General features: G+C 32.0%; 22 protein-coding genes and 1 other RNA gene. 12 read left to right on the top strand and 11 right to left on the bottom strand.

All coding sequences use genetic code 11. From position 1 onward, the window contains the following. The first annotated feature begins 19 nt into the window (after window positions 1-19). From BM238_RS13750 to BM238_RS13740, 3 genes are all read left to right on the top strand, one after another. Window positions 20-523: a hypothetical protein gene (locus BM238_RS13750; protein ID WP_090082540.1), complete on the top strand. Its 504-nt coding sequence runs from the start codon at window positions 20-22 to the stop codon at window positions 521-523. Window positions 524-692: 169 nt separating this feature from the next. Then, window positions 693-3,131, top strand: a complete 2,439-nt coding sequence (locus BM238_RS13745) for a metallophosphoesterase family protein (RefSeq protein WP_090082536.1) — start codon at window positions 693-695, stop codon at window positions 3,129-3,131. 119 nt (window positions 3,132-3,250) lie between these two features. Next, the gene (locus BM238_RS13740) at window positions 3,251-3,847 is read left to right on the top strand and encodes a hypothetical protein (RefSeq protein ID WP_090082533.1); all 597 of its coding nucleotides are present in this window, start codon (window positions 3,251-3,253) and stop codon (window positions 3,845-3,847) included. 149 nt (window positions 3,848-3,996) lie between these two features. Here BM238_RS13740 and ssrA read toward each other — a convergent pair. Then, window positions 3,997-4,394: a transfer-messenger RNA gene (gene ssrA / locus BM238_RS13735) on the bottom strand. Window positions 4,395-4,860: 466 nt separating this feature from the next. Between ssrA and BM238_RS13730 the strand changes: the two genes are divergently transcribed. Beyond that, entirely contained in the window at window positions 4,861-6,195 is a 1,335-nt protein-coding gene (locus tag BM238_RS13730) for a trigger factor (RefSeq protein WP_090082529.1), read from the top strand. A gap of 184 nt (window positions 6,196-6,379) precedes the next feature. On the opposite strand, the gene BM238_RS13725 is transcribed toward BM238_RS13730, so the two are convergent. Both BM238_RS13725 and BM238_RS13720 read right to left on the bottom strand, forming a co-directional pair. Continuing rightward, entirely contained in the window at window positions 6,380-6,967 is a 588-nt protein-coding gene (locus BM238_RS13725; protein WP_090082525.1) for a DUF3109 family protein, read from the bottom strand. 12 nt (window positions 6,968-6,979) lie between these two features. Further along, entirely contained in the window at window positions 6,980-7,885 is a 906-nt protein-coding gene (locus tag BM238_RS13720; protein ID WP_090082522.1) for a DUF6427 family protein, read from the bottom strand. Window positions 7,886-7,926: 41 nt separating this feature from the next. On the opposite strand from BM238_RS13720, the gene BM238_RS13715 reads away from it, so the two are divergent. Then, window positions 7,927-8,160, top strand: coding sequence for a hypothetical protein (locus BM238_RS13715; protein ID WP_090082520.1), 234 nt, complete (start codon window positions 7,927-7,929; stop codon window positions 8,158-8,160). A 68-nt stretch (window positions 8,161-8,228) separates the two neighbouring features. On the opposite strand, the gene BM238_RS13710 is transcribed toward BM238_RS13715, so the two are convergent. From BM238_RS13710 to BM238_RS13675, 8 genes are all read right to left on the bottom strand, one after another. Next, entirely contained in the window at window positions 8,229-8,666 is a 438-nt protein-coding gene (locus BM238_RS13710; protein WP_090082794.1) for a universal stress protein, read from the bottom strand. A 47-nt stretch (window positions 8,667-8,713) separates the two neighbouring features. Continuing rightward, window positions 8,714-9,319, bottom strand: coding sequence for a fumarylacetoacetate hydrolase family protein (locus BM238_RS13705; RefSeq protein ID WP_090082517.1), 606 nt, complete (start codon window positions 9,317-9,319; stop codon window positions 8,714-8,716). Between the two features lie 3 nt (window positions 9,320-9,322). Next, window positions 9,323-10,075, bottom strand: coding sequence for a hypothetical protein (locus BM238_RS13700; protein ID WP_143093402.1), 753 nt, complete (start codon window positions 10,073-10,075; stop codon window positions 9,323-9,325). A gap of 116 nt (window positions 10,076-10,191) precedes the next feature. Beyond that, entirely contained in the window at window positions 10,192-10,620 is a 429-nt protein-coding gene (locus BM238_RS13695) for a putative signal transducing protein (RefSeq protein WP_090082511.1), read from the bottom strand. Window positions 10,621-10,715: 95 nt separating this feature from the next. After that, on the bottom strand, window positions 10,716-11,480 hold the full coding sequence (locus BM238_RS13690) for a 3'-5' exonuclease (protein ID WP_090082509.1): 765 nt from the start codon (window positions 11,478-11,480) through the stop codon (window positions 10,716-10,718). Window positions 11,481-11,617: 137 nt separating this feature from the next. Next, window positions 11,618-12,331, bottom strand: a complete 714-nt coding sequence (locus tag BM238_RS13685; protein ID WP_090082506.1) for a CDP-alcohol phosphatidyltransferase family protein — start codon at window positions 12,329-12,331, stop codon at window positions 11,618-11,620. Then, entirely contained in the window at window positions 12,328-13,200 is an 873-nt protein-coding gene (locus BM238_RS13680; RefSeq protein WP_090082502.1) for a lysylphosphatidylglycerol synthase transmembrane domain-containing protein, read from the bottom strand. Before BM238_RS13680 ends, BM238_RS13685 begins: the two co-directional genes overlap by 4 nt. After that, window positions 13,181-14,134, bottom strand: a complete 954-nt coding sequence (locus BM238_RS13675; RefSeq protein ID WP_090082499.1) for a glycosyltransferase family 2 protein — start codon at window positions 14,132-14,134, stop codon at window positions 13,181-13,183. Before BM238_RS13675 ends, BM238_RS13680 begins: the two co-directional genes overlap by 20 nt. A 65-nt stretch (window positions 14,135-14,199) precedes the next feature. On the opposite strand from BM238_RS13675, the gene BM238_RS13670 reads away from it, so the two are divergent. The 7 genes from BM238_RS13670 (at window position 14,200) to BM238_RS13640 (ending at window position 23,204) form a co-directional block, all read left to right on the top strand. After that, window positions 14,200-15,825: an ArnT family glycosyltransferase gene (locus tag BM238_RS13670; protein WP_090082496.1), complete on the top strand. Its 1,626-nt coding sequence runs from the start codon at window positions 14,200-14,202 to the stop codon at window positions 15,823-15,825. Window positions 15,826-15,942: 117 nt separating this feature from the next. Further along, window positions 15,943-16,362 carry a DUF2147 domain-containing protein gene (locus BM238_RS13665; RefSeq protein ID WP_090082493.1) on the top strand — a complete coding sequence of 140 codons (420 nt, stop codon included), beginning with the start codon at window positions 15,943-15,945 and terminating at the stop codon, window positions 16,360-16,362. Between the two features lie 104 nt (window positions 16,363-16,466). Beyond that, on the top strand, window positions 16,467-17,450 hold the full coding sequence (locus BM238_RS13660) for a pyruvate dehydrogenase complex E1 component subunit beta (protein ID WP_090082490.1): 984 nt from the start codon (window positions 16,467-16,469) through the stop codon (window positions 17,448-17,450). A gap of 79 nt (window positions 17,451-17,529) precedes the next feature. Next, on the top strand, window positions 17,530-19,518 hold the full coding sequence (locus tag BM238_RS13655; protein WP_090082488.1) for a KUP/HAK/KT family potassium transporter: 1,989 nt from the start codon (window positions 17,530-17,532) through the stop codon (window positions 19,516-19,518). Window positions 19,519-19,570: 52 nt separating this feature from the next. Continuing rightward, window positions 19,571-20,050, top strand: coding sequence for a Fur family transcriptional regulator (locus BM238_RS13650; protein WP_090082485.1), 480 nt, complete (start codon window positions 19,571-19,573; stop codon window positions 20,048-20,050). A 124-nt stretch (window positions 20,051-20,174) separates the two neighbouring features. Continuing rightward, on the top strand, window positions 20,175-21,914 hold the full coding sequence (locus BM238_RS13645; RefSeq protein WP_090082481.1) for an OstA-like protein: 1,740 nt from the start codon (window positions 20,175-20,177) through the stop codon (window positions 21,912-21,914). Window positions 21,915-22,028: 114 nt separating this feature from the next. Further along, window positions 22,029-23,204: an aspartate aminotransferase family protein gene (locus BM238_RS13640; protein WP_090082479.1), complete on the top strand. Its 1,176-nt coding sequence runs from the start codon at window positions 22,029-22,031 to the stop codon at window positions 23,202-23,204. Window positions 23,205-23,242 lie beyond the last annotated feature (38 nt).

The raw sequence follows: 23,242 nt of genomic DNA, 5'->3' as shown, positions 1-23,242 counted from the left end.
AAAATTTGAAAAATCAAGAATGAAAAATATAAATCGAATTATATCAACCTACGAAACAATTGAGAATGAAGAAATAACGACATTAAAGGTTGACAAAAATGATGGTACAATCATAATTAACATTTCAAAGTTATTTGAAGAGAGTGCGATTGAATGTTTTTGGTTAGATGATAATCGTCAATATTTAGGAGTTATGCACGGCAATTGGGAAGGAAGTGAATTGTTTGGGATAGTTAACACTAATGGAAAAATAATTAGAAAGTGTCTTCATAATATCGAAGAATATATTCCTCAAGGAAATCATTTTATAATCATGGTTTCAGATTTAAGTCTTCCTGATGATAATTGGGAATATCAACTTGTTCCCGGAGATCATAAAATGGCAGTAATAGATCGATATGGGGATTTTGTAATACCGCCAATATATAGTTCTATAAAATTTTTTGATGATGAAAATTGCTATTATGGGAATAATTATAATGGTGATTTACATCAATATTCCTTATATGGTAAAAGAATTTAAAATTATCAATATTTAAATTAAATATTTCTAACGATGAACAACGGAAGTGGTTTTAGAAGAATTATATTTCTATTTTGAGTGTTATACAGATATTGGTAGTGGGAAGTTGTGATTATTCCTTGAAATCCACTACAAAACTAAAAATTAAAAATAAACTAAAAATTATAATATGAAAATTTTACTAATTCAATTATCAGATATTCATCTAAAAATGAGTGACAATTCTATTTTAGATAAGGGAGATAAATTATTTGAAGCAATAAGAAATTCTTCTTTGGAATATGATAAAATTTTTCTTATCGTGACTGGTGACACCGCGTTTTCTGGAAAAAAAGAAGAATTTGAAATTGGTACAAATTTTATTAAAAATTTGCAAAGTAAACTTACAGACTACAGTAAAAAAGATGTACATATAATAGTAATTGCCGGAAACCATGACTGTGATTTTGCGCTTGACAACAAAGCACGGCAAAATCAGATAAATATGATTCAAAATCTTGGTGATTCTGCATTTGACAGTTCAGTTATTGAGCAATGCACAGGTGTGCAAGAAGAATATTTTAATTTTAAGAATCAAATTCAGACTGATAAGCCTATTTACGAAGATAGATTGGTAAGTATTTATAATTTTGAATTTGATGACAAGAAAGTGATTTTTCATTGTTACAATACAGCATACATTTCTGAAATTCATGAACAAAGTGGGAAAATGTTTTTTCCAACCTCAATTTTACCTGATGAAATATTGAATGAGAAAGGTGATATAGTATTTAGTTTGCTACATCATCCGTTTCATTGGTTAAATCCCATAAATCGTAGAGAATTTTCAACCCACATTCAAAAAACATCAGATTTTTATCTAACTGGACATGAGCATGAATCTTCTAGAGAAAAAATTGATAATTTAGAAAACAACATTGTCTATCATCTTGAAGGATCTGTTCTTCAAGAATCTGATAATATTTTTGAAAGTGAATTTAATTTGTTAGGTTTTGATTTGGATACCGAATCCTTTAAAACAGAAAAGTATTATTGGAATACGGAAAAATATAATTTAGCAGATAATAATTTAGATTGGATTAATTACAAGAGAAGTAAAAATAATTTCAAATACAAATATAGTTTAGAAGATGATTTTAAAGAGTTATTAAATGATGTTGGAGGAAAATTTAAACATCCAAACGTATCTGACATTAATTTAAGTGATATTTATGTTTATCCGATTTTAAGATATTTTAATACTAAAGATAGTACAGATAATGGTATTTCATTATTAGTTGAAAATTCAGATAGTGTAATACAGTCTATAAAGCAAAACTCGAAATACGTTTTTTTCGGAGGTGAAAATATCGGAAAATCTTCTTTATTAAGAATGATATTTTTTGAATTGCTTAAAAAAGGATTTATTCCAATTTTAGTAGATGGTAGATTAATAAAATCAGGAAATTTTAATGATTTTAAGGATATTGTAAAAAATGTTTTTGTTTCTCAATATGGAGAAGATTCGTTAGAGGATTTTATCCAAGAAGATATTTCAAATATATTTATAATGATTGATGACTTTGATAAAAATCCACTTAAGAATCAAAAATCTAAAGGAAAATTTATCAAAAATTTAAGTGATAATTATAAAAATTTAATTTTCATTGGAAATGAACTATATGCAATTGAAGAAATTTTCACAGATGAAGCAAATTCTGCTGATTTATTCTCTGAATTTATTCAGTATGAAATATTAGAATTTAATCATTCATTAAGATATAAATTAATTAATAAGTGGTATGCTTTAGGTAATGATGATTACAATTCAGATGAGGAAAATTGCAGAAAAATTGATGATGCAGTACGAGCGATTAATGTAGCAATGGGTCAACGAATAGTACCGAACTATCCTATATTTTTACTAATTCTATTGCAGGCTTTAGAAACTAGTAATCCTCATGATTTACAAATAAGTTCATATGGTAATTATTACCAACTATTAATTCTTAAAACTTTGACTGAAAACATCAAAGATCAAACTGAATTGAATATCTATAAAAGTTATTGCGGCGAGTTAGCAAATTTCTTTTTCAATAAAAAATCTACGATATTATCAACTGCGGAGTTTTCAGAATTTCACGATGATATTAAAAGTTATGAAAAATTGGATTTGCCAAGATCTATGGCATCCGCTCAAATTATAGAAACACTTTGTAAGGCAGGTATATTACATTCTTATGGTGACAATATTGAATTTAAATATCAATATACATACTATTTTTTTGAAGCCCAACATTTGTCAAAATATATAAATAGAAAAGATGTAAAAATTTTAATCTCAAAACTTTGTCAGAGACTTTATCGTACTGAATTTGCAAATATTTTACTTTTTCTCATTCATTTTAGCAGTGACGAATTTATTATTGACGAACTATTAAAAAACGCCAAGGACGTTTTCAATGAATTAAGCCCGTGCAAATTAGAGGAGGATATTACACTTATTAACAGTTTAGTTACTGAACTTCCGAAATTATATTTAAAATCAAAATCTCATGAAGAGATTAGAGAGGAAGAAAATAGTATTCAAGATTCTAAAACAAATAATCAAAGAGAACAAAAGCAGTAGTACAAGATTATGATATAGATGAAGATATAAGCGAAATTGATATTATATCTAAACTTAATTTAAGTTTTAAATTAATAGAAATTTTAGGTCAAATAATTAAAAATAATCCTAGTGGTTCTATGACTGGTCCGGTAAAACATCAAGTCTTAAAAGAAACATATGAATTGGGATTACGAACATTAAATGTATTCTTTACATCATTTATTCAGAATACAGACTTTATTGTAAATCAACTTACAGAAATTATTTCAAAAATTGAGGAAAAAAATAATGAAAGTAGAAGTGAGGAAAATAAGGTTGATATTCAGAACGATAAAATAAGTAAAGTTGCTAAACATTTATTATTTTCCCTTTGTACTCAAATTTCATACACTTTTATCAAAAAAATATCCGATTCTGTAGGAAGTCCTAAATTAATGGAAAAATATCTAAAAGTTCAAAATGAAATGGACTTTGCTTCTGTTAAATTGGTTAATCTCTTAATTAAATTGGATCAAGGTTCGGGTTTTCCAGATAGAGATTTACAATTAATAAAAGTTTATGTAGAAAAACATCCAATGGCTTACTTTCTTTTGAAAAGAATTGTTGTTAATCATTTGCATAGACACCCAGTAAATTATAAAGACAAGCAAAGAATCTGTGAGTTTTTAGGAATATCTGTTGAAAGTCAAATAAAATTGGAGATTGAGAGAAATAGTAAAAATAAGAAAGAATAACACGAAGGCATGATTTCAGATTGGTCGCAATAAAATATATAATTTAAAAAAAATCAACAGATATCGTTTCGAATTAATTATAAACAAGTAGCACCTAGACTAGCACCCAAAAATTAAAAACCCTGTAAATCAGACGATTACAGGGTTTTTTGTGGAGTTGGAGGGATTCGAACCCTCGTCCAAACGAGCAACACATAAGACTTCTACATGCTTATTCTGCAATTAATTTTCGATTAAAACCAGAGTACAGACACCCAAATCCTAACTTATCTTCTGAAGTTTTCATTCTTGAGCCAAAGACTCTCAAGACCTATTTCTGCATTGCTATGCCTCAAAATCAAACGCCGCAGAACGAAGCATTTGCGAGACATCTTGCTTCCGTACTATCTTCGGGAATGCGCAGAATCCTACTTTATTCAGATTATGCTGCAAGAGCGAACTCTTGGTTGCCAGTTAAAGTTTTGTAGCAAGGGATTAAAGAGATCGCGCTACGGTTCTCTGCATGCTTACTTACCCATCGATCTCGCTGTCGAAACCAGTCAACCCCAATGTTTAAGAAATGCAAAGTTACACATTTTTGTCATTGCGAGCAAAGCAAAATAATCTGTTGGAATTTTATTATTTATTTGGGCAGACATTTCCGCCATCCGTTCCCAATCTTTTTTTCAAATGAAAAAAAAGGATTTCCACTCAAGTCGGGCTGCAGATTTGTTTATAATTAGAAAATTATATTCAAAATTTTAGGGAACTTCGAATTCCATTTATAAAAAACTTTGTATCTAAAACTAAATCATATTTCACGCAAACATTGCAGCCCGACTTGAGTGGAAATCCTTTTTGCCTGAAATCAATTTCTTTTTAAAAATAAACGTCGAAGCAAAAAGATTGGGAACGGAAGGCGGAAAAGCTGCATAAATAATCATAAATATTTAATAAAAAACAACTTCAATTGCTTGTATTTGCGGATTTTAAATTAAAATTTCTTACTTTTGCAACCTAAAAATTTGAATTAAATGAACGTTACAGCAACAAACCATGACGATGTAAGTGCTTTACTTACAGTGACTTTAAATAAATCTGACTATAAAGAAAAAGTAGATAAACAATTGATGAACTACGCGAAAACAGCGCAGGTTCCAGGTTTTAGAAAAGGAAAAGTGCCTTTGAGCATGGTTAGAAAGCAATATGAAGCAGGCATCGCTTTTGAAGAAATCAACAAACAGGTTTCTGAAGGCTTAAACGGCTACGTTACCGAAAATAATTTAAAACTGATCGGCCAGCCAATTCCACAGCCTGTTGATGAGTTAGATCCAAACGCTGAACAATTAACAGTTGCTTTTGAAGTAGGTTATGAACCGGATTTCAAAATTGATCTTGCAAAATATGAGGCGCCTTATTATAATGTAGAAGCTGGTGAAAAAGAAGTAGGACAAAGCATTGAAAATATGCAGAAACGTTTTGCTGAAAAAGAAGATCAGGAAACTTTGGGCGAAGATTCTTACGTTGCGTTGGAAGTAAAGCAAGTAGTAGAAGGTGACGCAGAAGGTGAGCATAACCACGCCCCAAAAAATATTAACATCAACAAAGATCAAAAAGAAGTTTTTGCTTTAGTAAAATCTTTGAAAGTTGGTGAATCAATAAAAGTGTCGAAAGAAGATTTAATCGCCAAAGAAGAACTGGCAAAAGAATTAGGTTTTTCTAAAGAAGAAGCGGAACATCTTCACCACAAGGAAGTTGAAGTTACTGCAAAGGAATTTTACAACTTAAAGTTAGCACCACTTGATCAGGAAATGTTTGATAAAGTTTATGGTGAAGGAAATATTAAATCTGAGCAGGAATTAACAGATAAGGTGAAAGCTGAACTTGACGAATATTTCCAGCAAAATGCAGATGTTCACTTTGTAAATAAAATTTTAGAACAAATCACTGAAAAGGAGGAAGTTAAGCTTCCGGAAACTTTTCTGGTTAAATGGTTAATGTTTTCAAATGAGCAGATTCAATCTGAAGATCAGGCAAAACAGGCTTTGGAACAGGAAAGAAATCAGTTAAAATATCAGATAATTGAAGGAAAACTGATGAATGACAACGATGTAAAATTAGATTACAACGATGTTCTTTTGCAGGCTGAGCAATTGGTGAGAAATCAGTTGGCGATGTATGGTATGCACAGTTTGCCGGAAGAAGAAATTCAAAAATATGCGGTAGAAATGCTTAAAAATGAAGAGCAGGTTCGTCAGATCTCCGGTGAAGTTGCTATGGCAAAATTAAAAGACGTGATTTTAGAAAAATCTTCTAAAAAAGAAAGTAAAATTTCTCACGACGAATTTTTAGAAGAATTAAAGAAATAATACTCTTCAAAATATTAAGAAAAGTCGCTGAATTTCAGCGGCTTTTTTGTGTATTATAGTCAAAAAAAATCTGTGAAAATCCGTGAAATCTGTGAGAGAAAAATTAGCACACAGATTTCACAGATTTGCACAGATAAATTATTTCCTTAAAATATAAAGATTTTATTTTCTGAAAATAATAATTTTATTTATTTCCGTATTCTTTTTTCCATTCATCCGCAGCATCGCATAAAGTAGAGTAAAATTCTTCACCATATTTTCTTATCAAAGGCGTTTTCAAAAATTTATAAACCGGAACTTGTAATTCTTTTCCTAAAATACACGCGTCATTGCAGATTTCCCATTCATGATAATTGATGGCCACAAAAGTAGAATACTGGTTTGCGCGAATGGGATAAAGATGACAGGATATCGGCTTTTGCCAATCAACTGCGCCATCTTCGTAGGCTTTTTCAATACCGCATTTTGTAACACCTTTTTCGTCAAAAATGACGTACGCACATTCTTTTCCTTCAATCATTGGCGTCACAAAATCGTTATCATTTGGATCTAAAGTCCAGGTTCCCTGTTTTTCTAAAGCAGCAACGCCTTCCGGACGCAAATAGGGTTTTACTTTATCAAAAATTCTCTCTAAAATTACTGTTTCTTCTTTGTCTAAAGGAGCACCAACGTCGCCTTCAACGCAACAGGCGCCTTTGCATTTGCTGAGGTTACACACGAATTGTTCGGTGAAAACGTCTTCCGAAATAAGTTTATCATCTATCTGAATCATTGAAATGTAAGTTTAAAAAAATTTAAAATAAGTACCAACTTTGAAAATTATAATTGAAAAAATAATCACCCAAATACCGGTTTCACGCATCCAATATTTTGGTAGAAATTTAAGGTAACGCGCTAAAATTATGCTTAAAGGTAAAGCTAAGAGCAACAGATATTCATTACTTTTACCCATATATAAAATAACTGTAATTAACTGAGCTAAAGTAAAAATCAAGATAAAACCGTATTTAAAACGGCTGGATAGACTTTTTTTGTTAAAGTTATTAAAGTGATCCATCACGGATAGTACGATCATAAGAGCAATCGGAGATAGTAAATAAAGCGGGTAGAGATCTAAATTTATTTTAAATTTTCCAAAAGGGAAATAACTGTTGTCCCAGCTGGTATATCCTAAAAAATACATCAGACCCAAATAGCTGATTACAATTAAAAAACCGCCCATCAAGACTTTAAAAAAATCCAGCGCAATTCTTTTCGACGTTGCAATAACGTGCATAATTACAAAGAGAATCATTGGCCAGGTCGTTGGCAAAAATATAAAATTGAGCAGGATAAGTGCTCCGATCAAGACATAGGAATCTTTGCGGACGTCATCATCAGTACTTGTTAGAAATAAAAGAAGAAATGAATTTGTAAAGAGAGAAACCGCAATCCCAATGTCCAGATCTCCGGGGTAAAATGCGAAAATAAAAAAAGTATAAAGAAATAGGGGCAAATGCTCCTGATAATTTAATTTTATCTGATTAAAAACAAAATAGCCAAGAGCAATTCCTACAAAAGTGATAAGAAAAGAAATAATGTTTAAATTACTAATATTCAACGCATTAAACGCTGAAATTATCACTGTCAAAAATACGAGATAAACCGGAATTGAAAATATATTGCTTTCTTTAGAAAGTAATCTAAACATTTTTGTAAATTTGTGCAAAGTTAATTTAAAATAGAAAAAAAATGACATCTTTCTGGTTATTCTTAAGCAGCGTTTTTAAATGGAGTTTTGGGTTTTTTGATCTTTTCTCAAACGTTATCAATTGGGTTTTATTCCTAGTAGCATTTGGTTTCTTCTGCTATTGGTGTTATGTTTTAGTTTCACAATTAGGTGCAAATACTGACAAAGAGTATGTTAATTCTACAAATGGAAAACATCCTTACTACGATCCAAAAATTTACAATAAAGAAAAATAAATAATTGATTTATACAGAAAACCGTCCCGACAATTAAGTCAGGACGGTTTTTTATTTATTTTAGGGTTTTAATCGTGAATCGGTATAACTAAAACAGGAATTTGCGATTTACGCGTTAACTCTTTTGTAAGGCTTCCTACAAAAACATCGTACATATTGCTTCTTCCATGCGAGCCCATCACGATGTAATCAGCATTTTTTTCCGACGCATAATCCAGAATAATATCTCCGGAGACACCTTGTTTCATTAGATGTTCGCATTGAACGCCATGTTCTAAAACTTTCTTTTCTAAATTATTAAGTTCAGTAAGTTCGTGTTTCATCTCATTTTCTTCTACTTCGGGGAAATATTGAAATCCCATATCTCCGATAGCAAAACCAATGTCAGAAGCAGCCACATGAATTAAAAATATTTTTCCATTGGTCTCTTTTGCAAATTTCACTGCGCTTTCAAGCAGTTTTGTGGTGGCATCGCTAAAATCTACGGGCAAAACTATATTTATCATGGTCATTTATTTTTATTAAAGTTACGATTAAAAATTAAACTTAAAATTTATTGAATTCTCACATCAAACATTTTTTCATCTTCGATAAAACCTTCCAAAAAATCATCTTCAGCGACTTTTCCCACACCTTTTGGCGTTCCTGTGAAAATAAGATCTCCTTTTTTCAGCGTAAAATATTTTGATACAAACGCAATTATCTTTTCCGGACTAAAAATCATTAATGAAGTATTTCCGGTTTGTACTTTTTCCTTATTTTTTTCTAAAGAAAAATTTAAGTTTTTTAGATCAAAATTATCTTTTTGCTGAAATTCTGAAACAACGGCAGAACCATCAAAACCTTTTGACAATTCCCAAGGCAAACCTTTTTCTTTTAATTTACTTTGAAGATCTCTTGCTGTAAAATCAATTCCCAAACCAATTTCATCATAATATTGTGGGGCATTTTCTTCGGAAATATACTTTCCAACTTTGCAAATTTTTAAAACCACTTCCAGTTCATAATGGATATCCTGAGAAAATTCTGGAATATAAAAATCATTTCCTTTTAAAACCGCCGAGTCCGGTTTCATAAAAATTACAGGTTCGGTCGGAACTTCATTTCCGAGTTCTATTGCGTGTTCTGCGTAATTTCTGCCAATGCAAATTATTTTCATTTTCTAATAATATGTAATTGTTCTTTTAGTAATTGAATAAATTCTTCCTGCAAAATTATATGATTTCTTTTCAATCCAATTTCCAATTTTATCATATTTATATTCCAATTTTAAATCAGATTTTGAATTTTTGTTTATAAAAGTAATTTTAACCAAATTACATAACTGATCGTATTCTCGTAATTGCGTTGAGTTTATATTAAATTTATTTTCAGTTATATTTTCTTTTTCAAAATCTGTGCAGTTAGAATTTTGCTTATATTTTCTTTCAATAATTTCTTTGTCATCAAATCCGATAGTTTCTTTAAAAACGAATTTATTATTTCTATTATATTCTAAAGTTTTAGATTCAAGAACTTTTTCTGAGGGATATGATAATTCAGAAAATTCTTTGTTTCCGCTTATTGTAATTCTTTCAGTCAATCCCTTATAACTTTTACTAAAATTAGTTTTGGTTATTAAACTATCATTCAGATATTTATATTTGTAAATTATTGAGTCGCTGTCTGCAAATTCAGTTATTAAATATAGTTCTGTGAGGGGTTTGTTCTTCTCAAAGGTAAAATATTGTTTGGTGGAAATTTTTTCTTTACCATCAATTTTTTTAATGTCTTCTTTATAATTGACATAACCATTTTCATCAAAATTATAATTAAAACTTGCAGGCATTAAAATTCCATTGTCGAAGGTCAACTTTTTATTATTAACCTCAAATACTCTTTCCTCTATATTCTTAACTTTTCCTACTAAATTCATTAGCTCTAAATCATTGAAGGATAACCTTTCTTTCAATTGTGAAAAGAACGTGATTGGAGAAAAAATGAGAAAAAACAATACTAATTTCATTAAAAAATTTATTAGATATTATTTATTTAAATTTCCGCCTCAAATTGATTTCCGCAATAGTAGCAGTTAAAAGTTTCCGTATTCTTATTTTCGCCAAAACTTAGGATCGGCATTGCAAAACCAAATATTTTACCGGGATTATCATTTCGGTATAAATGATTCGAGCCGCATTTTGGACAAACCAGATCAAAATCCGGATCAGAAATAGTATGTTCAACTTCTAATTCAACATGTTCATTCTCTAAAAAATCTTTTAAAATTTCTTTTGATTTATCTAAATCTTTATCAAAAACCTGAAGTTGAATTCCACCCAAAGCATTTGACAACAACCAATCTGATTGAATAGTTTGCTCATTTGCAATGAAACTTATAATGCCGTTATCCGCTAAAATCTGTTTATCACGATTCGCTTCAATGCTGTTTTGGTAATATTTAAATTTAACTAAAGATGACATATTTTTTTATTTAAAGTATTACAAAACGGTACAAATTGAAAGCCAATTGTCAATTTTTAGTTTTTAAAATACAAATTTAAGTCTAGACTTTAAATTTAAAATTTACTTTTCAACTGAATCGCAGTCAACACTTTTTTAGTGTAAAGTGGAAAATCAGCATTTTGAATCCAGTTGTAATAACCCAGATCTTTCTTAAAAACTTCAATCACTTTTTGTCCTTTATATTTCCCGAAAGCAAAAATCTCAATATCATTTTCATCAAAGTGAAGCATTCCGGCCAGATCTGCAAATTTTTTGTGAAAAGACAATTCACTTAAACCATTTATATCATTGGGAATTTCATCGTAATGACCAACCTGCGCATCCAAAACTTCAAAAGTGGCGAGAACGTCGGCTTCCGCAGAATGTGCGTTTTCCAAAGGTTTTTTACAATAAAATTTATATGCTGCCGTTAAAGTTCGCGGTTCCATTTTGTGGAAAATGGTTTGCGCATCAACTAGTTTAAATTTACTTAAATCAAAATCAAGTTCTGCACGCAATAATTCTTCGGCTAAAAGTGGAACATCGAAACGGTTAGAATTAAATCCTCCCAAATCACTTCCGGAAATCATCGCCATAATTTTTGGCGCAATTTCTTTAAAAGTTGGTGCGTCTTTTACGTCTTCATTTGTAATCCCATGAATTTCTGATGTTTCTGCAGGAATAGGAATTTCCGGATTTACGAGCCAGGTTTTACTTTCTCTGGAAGAATCCGGATTGACTTTTAAAATACAGATCTCAACAATTCTGTCTTTTGAAATATTGACGCCCGTCGTTTCGAGATCGAAAATACAAAGCGGTTTATGTAGTTTTAAGTTCATTAATTTTTAGATTTTTAGATATGAGAAGTTAGATTTTAGAATTTTGCTTTTGTCATTCTGACGAAAGAAGAATCTCAATAATTTAAAATAAAGATTCTCATTTCGCTTTGCTCCATTCAGAATGACAAATTAATTTTTTATTTTAATTGATTTTGAAAAATTACTGAAACCAAAATATAATATAAGATTACAAGCGGAATACCGACAATTTTAAAAAAAATTAAAATTAAGATTGCGCCAATGACCAAAACTATTTTCGGGATATTATCCTGTAATTTCATTGATTTAAATTTCATCGCGATCATTTTAATTGGTGAGATCAGTAACCAAGACGAAACTGCGGTCACTAAAATTAAAACCAAAGGATTTGAAAAAACAAACAGAAAATTTCCGCCATTTAAAAATCCGTAGAAAAGTCCAAAAATTAAAATGGTATTTGAAGGTGTATTTAAACCTTTAAAATAATATTTCTGGTCTTCGTCGAGATTAAAAATCGCCAATCTTAAACAAGAAAAAAGTGTAATTAAAAGTCCGAAATATTTTATTTCAAAAGGTAAATTAATTCCAAATAACTGATTACCAAAAGCTTCTAAAGATTTATACATTACGATTCCCGGTAAAACGCCGAAAGTCACCATGTCTGCCAAGGAATCGAGTTGAGCTCCAAGATTTGAATTTGATTTCAAAGCACGCGCAATAAAACCATCAAAAAAATCTAAAATTAAGGAAATGATAATACAAATTGCGGTGATTTTATAATTTCCCTCGATTAGATTAATAACGCCAATTGTTCCGGAAAAAAGATTTCCGAGCGTAAACGCATTGGCTAAATTATTTTTAAAAAAATTCATTCTGATTTATTTTCTGCAAGGTTCAAATTTAACTTTCTTATTTGAAAATATACACCGATAAAGGAAAAAATTGCAGTTATTAAAGTAAATAAAAGCGATGCCGAAACCGAAATTGTCGCATTAAAATCAAAATATTTTGCGGCTTGAAAAAAGAGCATTTCCCGAACGCCAATTCCGGCAAATGAAATTAAACTCAATACAGAACTAGCAAGAAAAACCAGCGCGTAAATGAGATAATTTTCATTAACACCAAGACTTTTTAACAAAAATAAAAAGCATGAAACCTGTAATACTTGAATTAAAACTGAGATAAAAAAAGTTTTAAAAAAAATAGATTTATAAGCCGGAAAAATCTTTTTGCTTAATTGAAATGAACTCAGGATCACAATTAAAATTATAAGTAGAAATAGGATTAAATACTGATTATCAAATAAATAAGAAGCAAACCCGCAGATAAGAATTATTATGGCGAGAAGTCCACTCAATCTGTCATTAAATAACGCAGAAGTAAGTTTCTTTGCGCTCCAGTCGAAATTTTGATGAAGTAAATAAATTTTATAAGCATCGCCACCAACGCCGCCCGGAATAAAAAAATTGTAGAACATTCCTAAAAAATAAAGTTCAAAATTGCTTTTAAAACTTAAATTAAAATCCTGCGCTTTTAAGTAAAATTCCAGTCTTTTTGCCGATAAAACCTGGGAAGAAAAAAATAAAATTGAAGCAAAAAAAAGAGGAATAAAATGGACATGTTTTAGAACTTCGGCAACTTCCTGAAAATTTATTTTTCGGAAAACTAAAATCAATAAAACCAAACTTACTGCTATTTTTAGCAGCGTTATAAGTGTTTTTTTAAGACTTGCTTTCTCCAAAACTGGTGATTTTTCTGATATTGAAAGGTCTTTTATCCTGGCTTTCGTAATAAGTCTTCATTAGCATATCGACGATAATTCCGGTTGTAAAGAACTGGATGCCAATAAACATTAACAAAACGCCCAAAATTAAAAGTGGTCTGCCTCCAATTTCGTGTCCTAATAATTTGATTATCAATAAGTAAACGTTAATAAAACTTCCTAAAAGAAAAGCGATCAAACCAATATTTCCAAAAAGGTAAATTGGTTTTGCCATATATTTTTGATTAAATAAGACCAAAAGAAGATCGTTGATAACTTTAAATGTACGATTCATACCATATTTCGAAACGCCAAATTGTCGTGCATGGTGTTTTACGGGCATTTCTGCGATCCTTGCGCCGTTCAAATGTGCCATTAAACTTATAAAACGGTGATTTTCACCATAAAGATTAAGATCTTTTGCCGTTTCATTGGTGAAAACTTTCAAGGCGCAACCCTGATCGCTGATATTTAATTTTGTTGATTTTTTAATAATATAATTGGCAACTTTTGACGGAAAAGTGCGGATTAAGGAATCTTTTCTTTTTTTTCTTTTACCTACAACGAGATCAAAATCGCCGAATTCCAAGAGTTCAACCATCGCAGGAATATCGCTTGGATCGTTTTGTAGATCGCCATCTAACGTAATAATATAATCGCCGGTGGCGTAATCAAAACCCGCCATCATTGCGGAACTTTGACCATAATTTTTCTTTAATTGGATCAAAACAACGCGCGGATCATTTTTTTCTTTAATTTCTTTTACTGTTAAATCTGTGGAATGATCGTCGATCAAAATTAATTCATAATCCAGATTCACCAGATTTTCGCGCACTTTATCTATCAGAAGTCCGGCATTTCCCTGCTCATTATACATAGGGATAATTATAGAATAAAATTTTTCTGCGGTCATTCTTGTTTAGGATTTGTTAAATTTGTGCGAGAACTTTCGCAAAATTACTAAAATAAAATCTTGTTATGCCGTTTGACTTAAAACTCTCAAAATTGGAAATTGCTTTGCTTTGCGCAGGTTTTTTTCTCGTTTATTTTTTGGGAATGTTCGTGCCTTTAATGGAAAATGATTCTGCTCAACACGCTTCTATGGCAATGAAAATGGTTTTAAATAATGACTATTTACATATTTTTAAAGGTGAAAATCCTTATTTAGATAAACCTCAAATGCATTTTTGGCTTGCGGCTTTTTCAATGAAATTATTTGGAATTAATGCTTTTGCTTATCGAATTCCGGCAGTTTTGCTACTTTTTCTTGGTGCTTTTTCGACGAAAAAACTGGCAGAACTTCTTTATAATAACAAAGATTTAGCAATAATTTCCGCATTTGTTTTTCTTTCCGCGCAAACCATTATTTTATCCGCTCATGATGTTAGAACAGATGCAGTTTTAACGGGATTTATTGCTTTTGCTTTATGGCAATGGCTAAAATTTATTAAAACAAGAAAAACTTCTGCCGTGATCTTTGCAGGTTTTGCAACGGCGATGGCTTTTTCTTCAAAAGGTTTAATGGCAATTGTGATAATTGGTGCGTGTGTTTTTGCTTATTTAATTTATTCCCGAGATTGGAAAAAATTTTTCAATCCAAAATTATTTATTGGAATTTTCTTCTTTTTAGTATTTATTTCTCCGGTTTTATTTGCGTTTTATCATCAATTTGGCACGGAAGGCATTAAATTTATATTATTTAATCAAAGTGTTAACAGATTGACAGCAAGTGGTTTTGAGCAAAATAATTCCGATTACTTTTTCTTTTTTCATACACTTCTTTGGGCGTTTTTGCCTTTTTCACTTTTGCTTTATCTGGGCGTTTTTCAGCAAAGTAAATTTTTCATTTTAAATAAATTTAAAAACATAAAAAATGTAGAATTTCTCACTTTAGGCGGTTTTTGGCTTGTAATGTTCATCTTTAGTTTTTCTAAATTTAAATTGCCACATTATCTTAACGGCTTAATTCCGGTAATTTCGATTTTAACAAGTGCTACTTTATTTCAATTATTTAAAGACAAAAAATTTAAAACGATAAAAGTTCTTTGGATAATACAAATTGTAGTTTTTTTAGCGGTAATTCTGATTATGTCAATGTTGGCTTATTATTTCACGGGTATTTTTAATATTTATTTCTTCATCATTTCAACTTTTCTCTTTTGCTATTTGCTTTACTATTTATTTAAAAAAGAGAATTTATTCAAAAAATACGCGGTTGCGTCGTTCATCTTTGCGATCTCTGTAAATGTATTTTTAAACTCACAATTTTATCCGGTTTTAACGAAATATCAGGCAGGTTTAAAACTGGCGGAATTTGTAAATAAGAGTAACATTAATAAAGACAAAATAAAAATGCTGACGGGAAATGAAACCTGGAATGTTGACTTTTATACCCAAAGAAATACTGATCGAGTGGCCGAAAATGAACTAAAAAAAGGCGATATTTTATTGGTAAATAAGGAACAGTTTGATTCTTTAAAAATACTTTTTAGTGTAATAAGAATTGAAAAAGACTATAGAATCACAAGATTGTCTTTAAAGTTTCTAAATCCTGCGGAAAGAAATTCCCAACTCGAAAATATGTATTTAGTCAAGATTTTATAAAAATGGTAATATTCTTTACCAAAAATCGGCACGGCAATTGTAATTTGTGCAGTGAATAATAAATTTATTTGTAGGTTCAATAAATTTATCTATTTTTAACCCAATAAAATAAAAAAAATGAAGAGATTATTATTTGCAACAGTTGCCTTGTTTTTCAGTGTTATTTCTTACGCCCAAATCGAGGGTAAATGGAAAACAATTGATGATGAAACCGGCAAAGCAAAATCCATTGTTGAGATCTATAAAAAAGCAGATGGTAAATATTATGGAAAAGTTGTACAATTGCTAATTAAGCCAGAATATGCGACGTGCATCAGTTGCAAGGACGATCGTAAAAATAAACCAATTTTAGGTTTAGAAATCATTAGAGGTTTGTCTAAAGATGACAGTGAATTTGATGGAGGAACGATCACAGATCCAAAAAACGGTAAAACTTATAAATGTAGTATTACCAGAAGTGGCGACAAACTGAATGTGAGAGGTTACATCGGGTTTTCTTTAATAGGAAGAACGCAAACCTGGACAAAAGCAGATTAAAACTTATTTTAAAAAATATTAAAGCATTTCGAAAGAGATGCTTTTTTTATGTGCGACTATTTCTAAAATTTTAGTTATTTTTGTACCTATTAATTAAGATTTTTATGAAAGAATATACTTTTCGGGAAGTGATTTGCCAGGCGATGAGCGAGGAGATGCGCAAAGATGAATCCATTTATTTAATGGGTGAAGAAGTTGCGGATTACAATGGTGCATACAAAGCTTCCAAAGGAATGTTAACAGAATTTGGTGCAAAACGTGTGATTGATACACCAATTGCCGAACTTGGTTTTACAGGTATCGCGATTGGTTCAGCAATGAACGGTTGCCGCCCGATCGTTGAATACATGACTTTCAATTTCTGTCTAGTTGGTATCGATCAAATTATCAACAATGCCGCAAAAATCCGTCAAATGACAGGTGGTCAGTGGAATTGCCCTGTCGTTTTCCGTGGTCCTACAGCTTCTGCAGGTCAATTGGGTGCAACGCATTCACAGGCTTTGGAAAGTTGGTTTGCTAATATTCCTGGTTTAAAAGTAGTTGTTCCTTCGAACTGTTATGATGCAAAAGGTTTATTAAAATCTGCCATTCAGGATAATGATCCTGTGATTTTTATGGAATCTGAGCAGATGTATGGTGACAAAATGGAAATCCCTGAAGAAGAATATTATATCCCGATCGGTAAAGCAGATATTAAAAGAGGGGGAACAGATGTGACGTTGGTTTCTTTTGGTAAAATTATGAAGTTGGCTTTGCAGGCTGCAAGTGATTTGGAAAAAGAAGGGATTTCTGTGGAAGTGATTGATCTTCGAACAGTTCGTCCGCTTGATTATGATACCGTTTTAGAATCCGTGAAAAAAACAAACCGTCTGGTTATTTTGGAAGAAGCCTGGCCTTTTGGTTCTGTAGCTTCTGAAATTACTTACATGGTGCAGCAAAAAGCATTTGATTATTTAGATGCTCCAATTAAAAGGATCACGACACCTGATGCACCGGCACCATATTCTGCAGCTTTGTTTGAAGAATGGTTTCCGAAACTGGAAAAAGTAAAAGAAGAAATTAAAAATGCTTTATATCTGAAAGCGTAAATTTATAAACTCCCATTTGGGAGTTTTTTTTGACCTAAATCCTTATTTTTATTTTACATTTGCAGATATTTTTATAAGCATGTCGCAAGATTTAATTGGTCATTTAAATACCAAAAAACTTACCGCTGTTGGTATTTTAGTTTCTTTAGGAATCGTCTTCGGAGATATAGGAACATCACCACTTTATGTGATGAAAGCTATTGTAAATGCCAGAATAGATGGCGGAAATATGGCGTTTGATGAATATATTGAAGGTGCGCTTTCCTGCATAATCTGGACTTTGACGCTTCAGACTACGGTCAAATACGTGATGATCTCCCTTCGTGCAGACAATAAAGGGGAAGGTGGAATTTTAGCCTTATTTTCTTTAATTAAAAATATTAAAAAAGGTTGGCTCTACCTTATTGCCATCGTCGGAGCTTCTGCATTGATTGCGGATGGCGTGATAACACCTTCATTAACAGTTATTTCTGCGATTGAAGGTTTAAAAATTTATAATCCACACACTCCAGTTGTTTTAATAACCTGTATCATATTATTTGTCATTTTTACGGTGCAGCAATTTGGTACAAGTACAATTGGGAAATTATTTGGGCCTGTAATGGTAATTTGGTTTTTGGTTTTAGGTAGTTTGGGAATGTTTCACTTAATGGATGATTTCACTATTTTACGATCTTTTAATCCTTATTATGCCTATAAATTAATTGCCCATTCTCCCAGCGCTATAATAATTCTGGGTGCTGTTTTTCTTTGTACAACAGGAGCGGAAGCATTATATTCAGATTTGGGTCATTGTGGTGCAAAAAATATCCGCGTAAGCTGGATTTTTGTTAAAATAATGTTGATTTTAAATTATCTTGGTCAGGGTGCTTGGGTTTTAAAAAATTACGATGCAGTTCACAGTGGTGGCGTTAATCCTTTTTTCGGTGTTATGCCGGAGTGGATGTTAATTCCAGGTATCATTATCGCAACAGCGGCAGCAATTATCGCAAGTCAGGCATTGATCACAGGTTCTTTTACAATATTTTCTGAAGCTATGTCATTAAATTTATGGCCAAATCAGGAAATTGATTATCCGTCCGGTGTGAAGGGACAAATGTATATTCCAAAAGTAAACTGGGGACTTTTAGTGCTCTGTTTAATTGTTGTTCTGCATTTTCAGGAATCCGGCAAAATGGAAGCCGCTTACGGCCTTTCAATTACGGTTACGATGTTAATGACGACAATACTTTTAAGCTTTTGGTTATTAAAGAAAAGAGTCAGTAAACCATTAATTTTATTATTCGCTTCTGTTTATTTGTTTATTGAACTTGGTTTTTTTGGAGCCAATGTGATCAAATTTTTCGAAGGAGGGTGGATCACCGTAGTTTTAGCAGGTTTTATTGGTGTATGTATGTATGCTTGGTACAACGGCAGAATGATCAAAACAAAATTCATCAAATTCGTTAATTTAAAAAATTATGTTTCTACCATTCAGGATATGAAACTTGATGAATCAATACCAAAATTTGCGACAAATCTGGCGTTTTTTAGCCGTGCAAAAAGAGAGAATGAAGTAGAATCGAAAATTATTTATTCTATCATGCGCGCACAGCCAAAACGTGCCGATCATTACTTTATCTTAAATATTATTAATCAGGAAGAACCATATACTTTTAAATATAATGTAGATGAAATTCTTCCGGGAACTATTTATAAAGTTAATTTCCTGCTTGGTTTTAAAATTGACAGAAAGATAAACGATTATTTTCAGCAGGTTTTAAAAGATCTTATGGCAGATGAAACCTTGCCGTCACGCAGTCCGCATCCTTCTTTAAGAAATCACAGCATTCCGCCGGATCTAAAATATGTCATCATCGACAATGTTTACATCAATGAATATTTACTTACCATCAGAGAAAAAATTATTTTAAATATTTATAATTTTGTAAAATATATCGGAAGCACGGATTTTAAATCTTATGGAGTTTCCTCACACAATGTGGTGGTAGAATCTGCACCGCTTTTGGACCATAGCGACAACCGTAAAAAAATTCAGCAGGTTAATTTCAGACGTTTTGATTCTTAAATCTACCAAAACCCAATTGCAAATAATTCAGTAAATTTGGGTATTAATTATTATGATGAACGATACACAAAAAGAAAATAATCACAGGATTATAAAAGACGTATTGAAGCAATATTTGCAGGATAAGGGTTTTAGAAATACGCCGGAGCGCTATACAATTTTAGATGAAATTTACGCTTTAGAACATCATTTTAATGTTGATGATCTGTATCTTTTAATGATGCAGAAAAAATACCACGTTAGCAAAGCTACTATTTACAACACAATTGAGATATTTTTAGATGCAGGTTTGGTCCGGAAACACCAGTTTGGCGAAAAAACACTTACTTCATCTTCTTACGAAAAATCTTATTTTGATAAACAGCACGACCATCTTGTTGTTTATAAAACCGGTTCTGACAAAGAAATAGAAGAAATTATAGAATTTTGCGATCCCAGAATTCAGAGTATTAAAGATTCAATTGAAGATGTTTTTGGCGTTAAAATAGATTCCCATTCGCTCTACTTTTATGGTTACAAAAAACCTGTTTAATATATTTTTTAAAATTTCAAGGTAAAATTATATTGTTGATCGAATTTTCTACACAAACACAAAGAAGAATTTCCCGTTAATTGAAATTCATAATTTGGATAAATTTAAATTTCCAAAATTTTAAATGAAAAAATTTCTTTTCCTTTTCCTTTTCATTAATATAAATTTATTTGCTCAGGTCGATCTTATTAATCCTAAGACACCTGTTCAAAAAGATCCGTTTTTTAATAAAGCTGCCGATCCTAAAGCGCTACCGGCAGAGAAAGTTCACCATACGCATTCTGACAGATTTGGAAAAGATCCAGCGCGTTATGACGGAAATCCTTTTTTTGAAGGGAATGTGCAGTTTGATCACCAGGGTTCGGTGTTGACGGCTGATATTGTTATTCTTTATCAGGAGCAGAATTTTGTAAAAGCTATTGGTAATGTGAAGCTCACAAATCCAGACGGGTCAGTAATTACGTCAGGCGAAATGGAATATGATGGGGAAACACAGCGCGGTATTGCCCGAAAAAATGTAATTCTTACCGATCCCACACAGACTATAAAAACAGAAACCCTTTATTACGACCGCGTTTCAAACCTGGCTTATTTTAATACTGGCGGAACTATTTATGCAAACAATAGTGTTACTTATGTTAAAAATGCGACTTATAATACTTCTACAAAAATAATTAATCTTACCAATAATATTAAGATTGAAAATGACCAATATACTTTGATTGGAGATAATATTGTTCAGGATCAAAATACTAATATTGCAACGATCAACGGTCCGACGACGATCACTAATAAAAAGAATACGAGTAACATTATTTACACTGAAAAGGGAACTTACAATCAAAACTCAAAAGAAGTTTACCTCAATAAAAATTCTAAAATTTATTATAACGGAAAAGTGTTGACGGGAGATGCCATGTATTTTAATCAAATTACGGGTTTCGGAACTTCTAAAGGACACGTGACCTTAGATGATCCAAAAGAAAACCGCTACATAAAAGGGGGTTATGGTGAAATTTACCAGTTTAAAGATTCTGCGATGGTTACAGATAAACCTTATGCGGTGAAATTGCTGGATAAAGATTCAATTTATTTTTCAGCAGATCGGTTTTTAACTTATCAAAAACCAGATTCCACTTTAACTAAAAAAAGTTTCCTTCGGGCTTACAAAAAAGTGCGTGTTTTTAAATCGAATGCGCAGGCGAGGGCAGATTCTCTCAGCTTTAATGAAACCGACGGCATCATGCATCTCAACGGCGCGCCCATTGTGTGGAGCGGAACAAAACAAGTGACTGGTGATAAAATTGATATATTTTTCGATACTAAAAAAGAATATATTGATTCATTGAAAGTCATCGGTAATGCGTTTGCCATCAGTAAAGCAGATTCTTTAAATTTAAAGGATGAATTCAACCAGATCAAAGGGAAACTGATGACGGTTTACTACAAGCAAAATGAAGTTAAACTCGCAAAAGTTATCGGGAACGCGCAAGCGATTACTTACGCAGACGATGATAACCAAAAAACGGGAGTTGCCGAGCGTATTGGCGTGGCACTTTCCACTTGCGGCACCATCGAAGCAGATTTTACGGATCAAAAAATTCAGATTATTTCCTGTAATATTGGTGCCAATTCTGACATTTACCCGATGAGCAAAATTTCCAAAAAGCAACGATTTTTTCCAGATTTTAATTGGAACACGAAAGATCGACTTCTTAAATGGCAGGATATTTTTGTGGATTCGCCAGATAATCCGGAGACAGTTTACTCATCGGATGACTCTATTTTTCAGCAAGCCGAGGACGCTCGAAAAAAATTGGAGGAGAAGAATAAACCCAAGGAAATTAAGCGTGAACGGCGCTAACTATTTTATTTGGGCGCCTTTTTCCGCCTTCCGTTCCCGCTTCCGCCGCCGCGGAGAGCTCCACTCAAGTCGGGGCGCGATAAAATTCAATAAAAACTTTTTTAAATTCATAAAATGCAAAAAGATTTTTTCCAATATCAGGCAAAAACCACCCAATTCGCCGCTGGCTTTGAAGTAGAAAGCGCTTCGGGAAGTTATATTTACGGGAAAAACGGCAAAAAATATCTCGATTTTGTTGCAGGCGTTTCGGCCAATACTTTAGGACATTCTCATCCAAAAATTATTTCTGCCATAAAAAATCAGGCTGACAAATATTTGCACGTCATGGTTTACGGCGAATATGCTCAGGAAAATCCCGTGGCACTCTGCAAACTTTTGGCAGAAAATACTCCCGAACCTTTAGAAGTGACTTATCTTGTAAATTCCGGCGCAGAAGCCATTGACGGCGCTTTAAAATTGGCAAAAAGATTTACAGGTAGAGAAGAAATTATTTCTTTTCACAATGCTTACCACGGGAATACGCACGGAGCTCTTTCGGTTTCGGGAAATGAATATCACAAAAGAGAATTTCGTCCGCTACTGCCTTTGGTAGATTTTATCTCGTTTAATGAGGAAGAAGATTTAGAAAAAATCACTGAAAAAACGGCATGTGTTATTTTAGAAACCATCCAAGGTGCTGCGGGTTTTCTTTTACCAGCAGAAAATTATTTAATTAAATTAAAAAAGCGCTGCCAAGAGGTTGGTGCACTTTTAATTTTAGACGAAATTCAACCTGGATTTGGACGTACAGGAAAACTCTTCGCTTTTGAACATTACGGTATCGTTCCAGATATTTTAGTAATGGGAAAAGGAATGGGCGGTGGCGTTCCGGTTGGCGCGTTTTTGAGCAGCCGGGAAATTATGGAAAGTTTATCACACTCACCCAAACTCGGTCATATCACGACTTTCGGCGGAAATCCTTTAATTGCAGCCGCAAGTTTAGCCACATTAAAGGAAGTTTTAGAAAGTAATTTAATGGCAGAAATTGCCGAAAAAGAAGAACTTTTTAGAAGTCTTTTAGTTCATCCGAAAATTCAGAATATCAACGGAAAGGGTTTAATGTTGGCTGTGAATCTCGGTTCGCCAGAATTTACTTTAGAAGTTGCAAAACGCTGTATGGAAAATGGATTAGTGGTTTTCTGGCAATTGTACCGCAATGAATTTCTACGCATTTCGCCGCCTTTAAATATCAGTAAAGACGAAATAAAAGAAGGCTGTTCAATTATTTTAAAAGTCTTAGACGGAATGTAATTTCCTTTTAATTTCCGTAAATTTGTGTTTAATCTTAA

It is taken from the genome of Halpernia frigidisoli (assembly GCF_900113805.1).
Taxonomy (GTDB): domain Bacteria; phylum Bacteroidota; class Bacteroidia; order Flavobacteriales; family Weeksellaceae; genus Halpernia; species Halpernia frigidisoli.
Note: the sequence above shows the minus strand (reverse complement) of the source record. Positions and strands in the feature narration are given on the sequence as shown.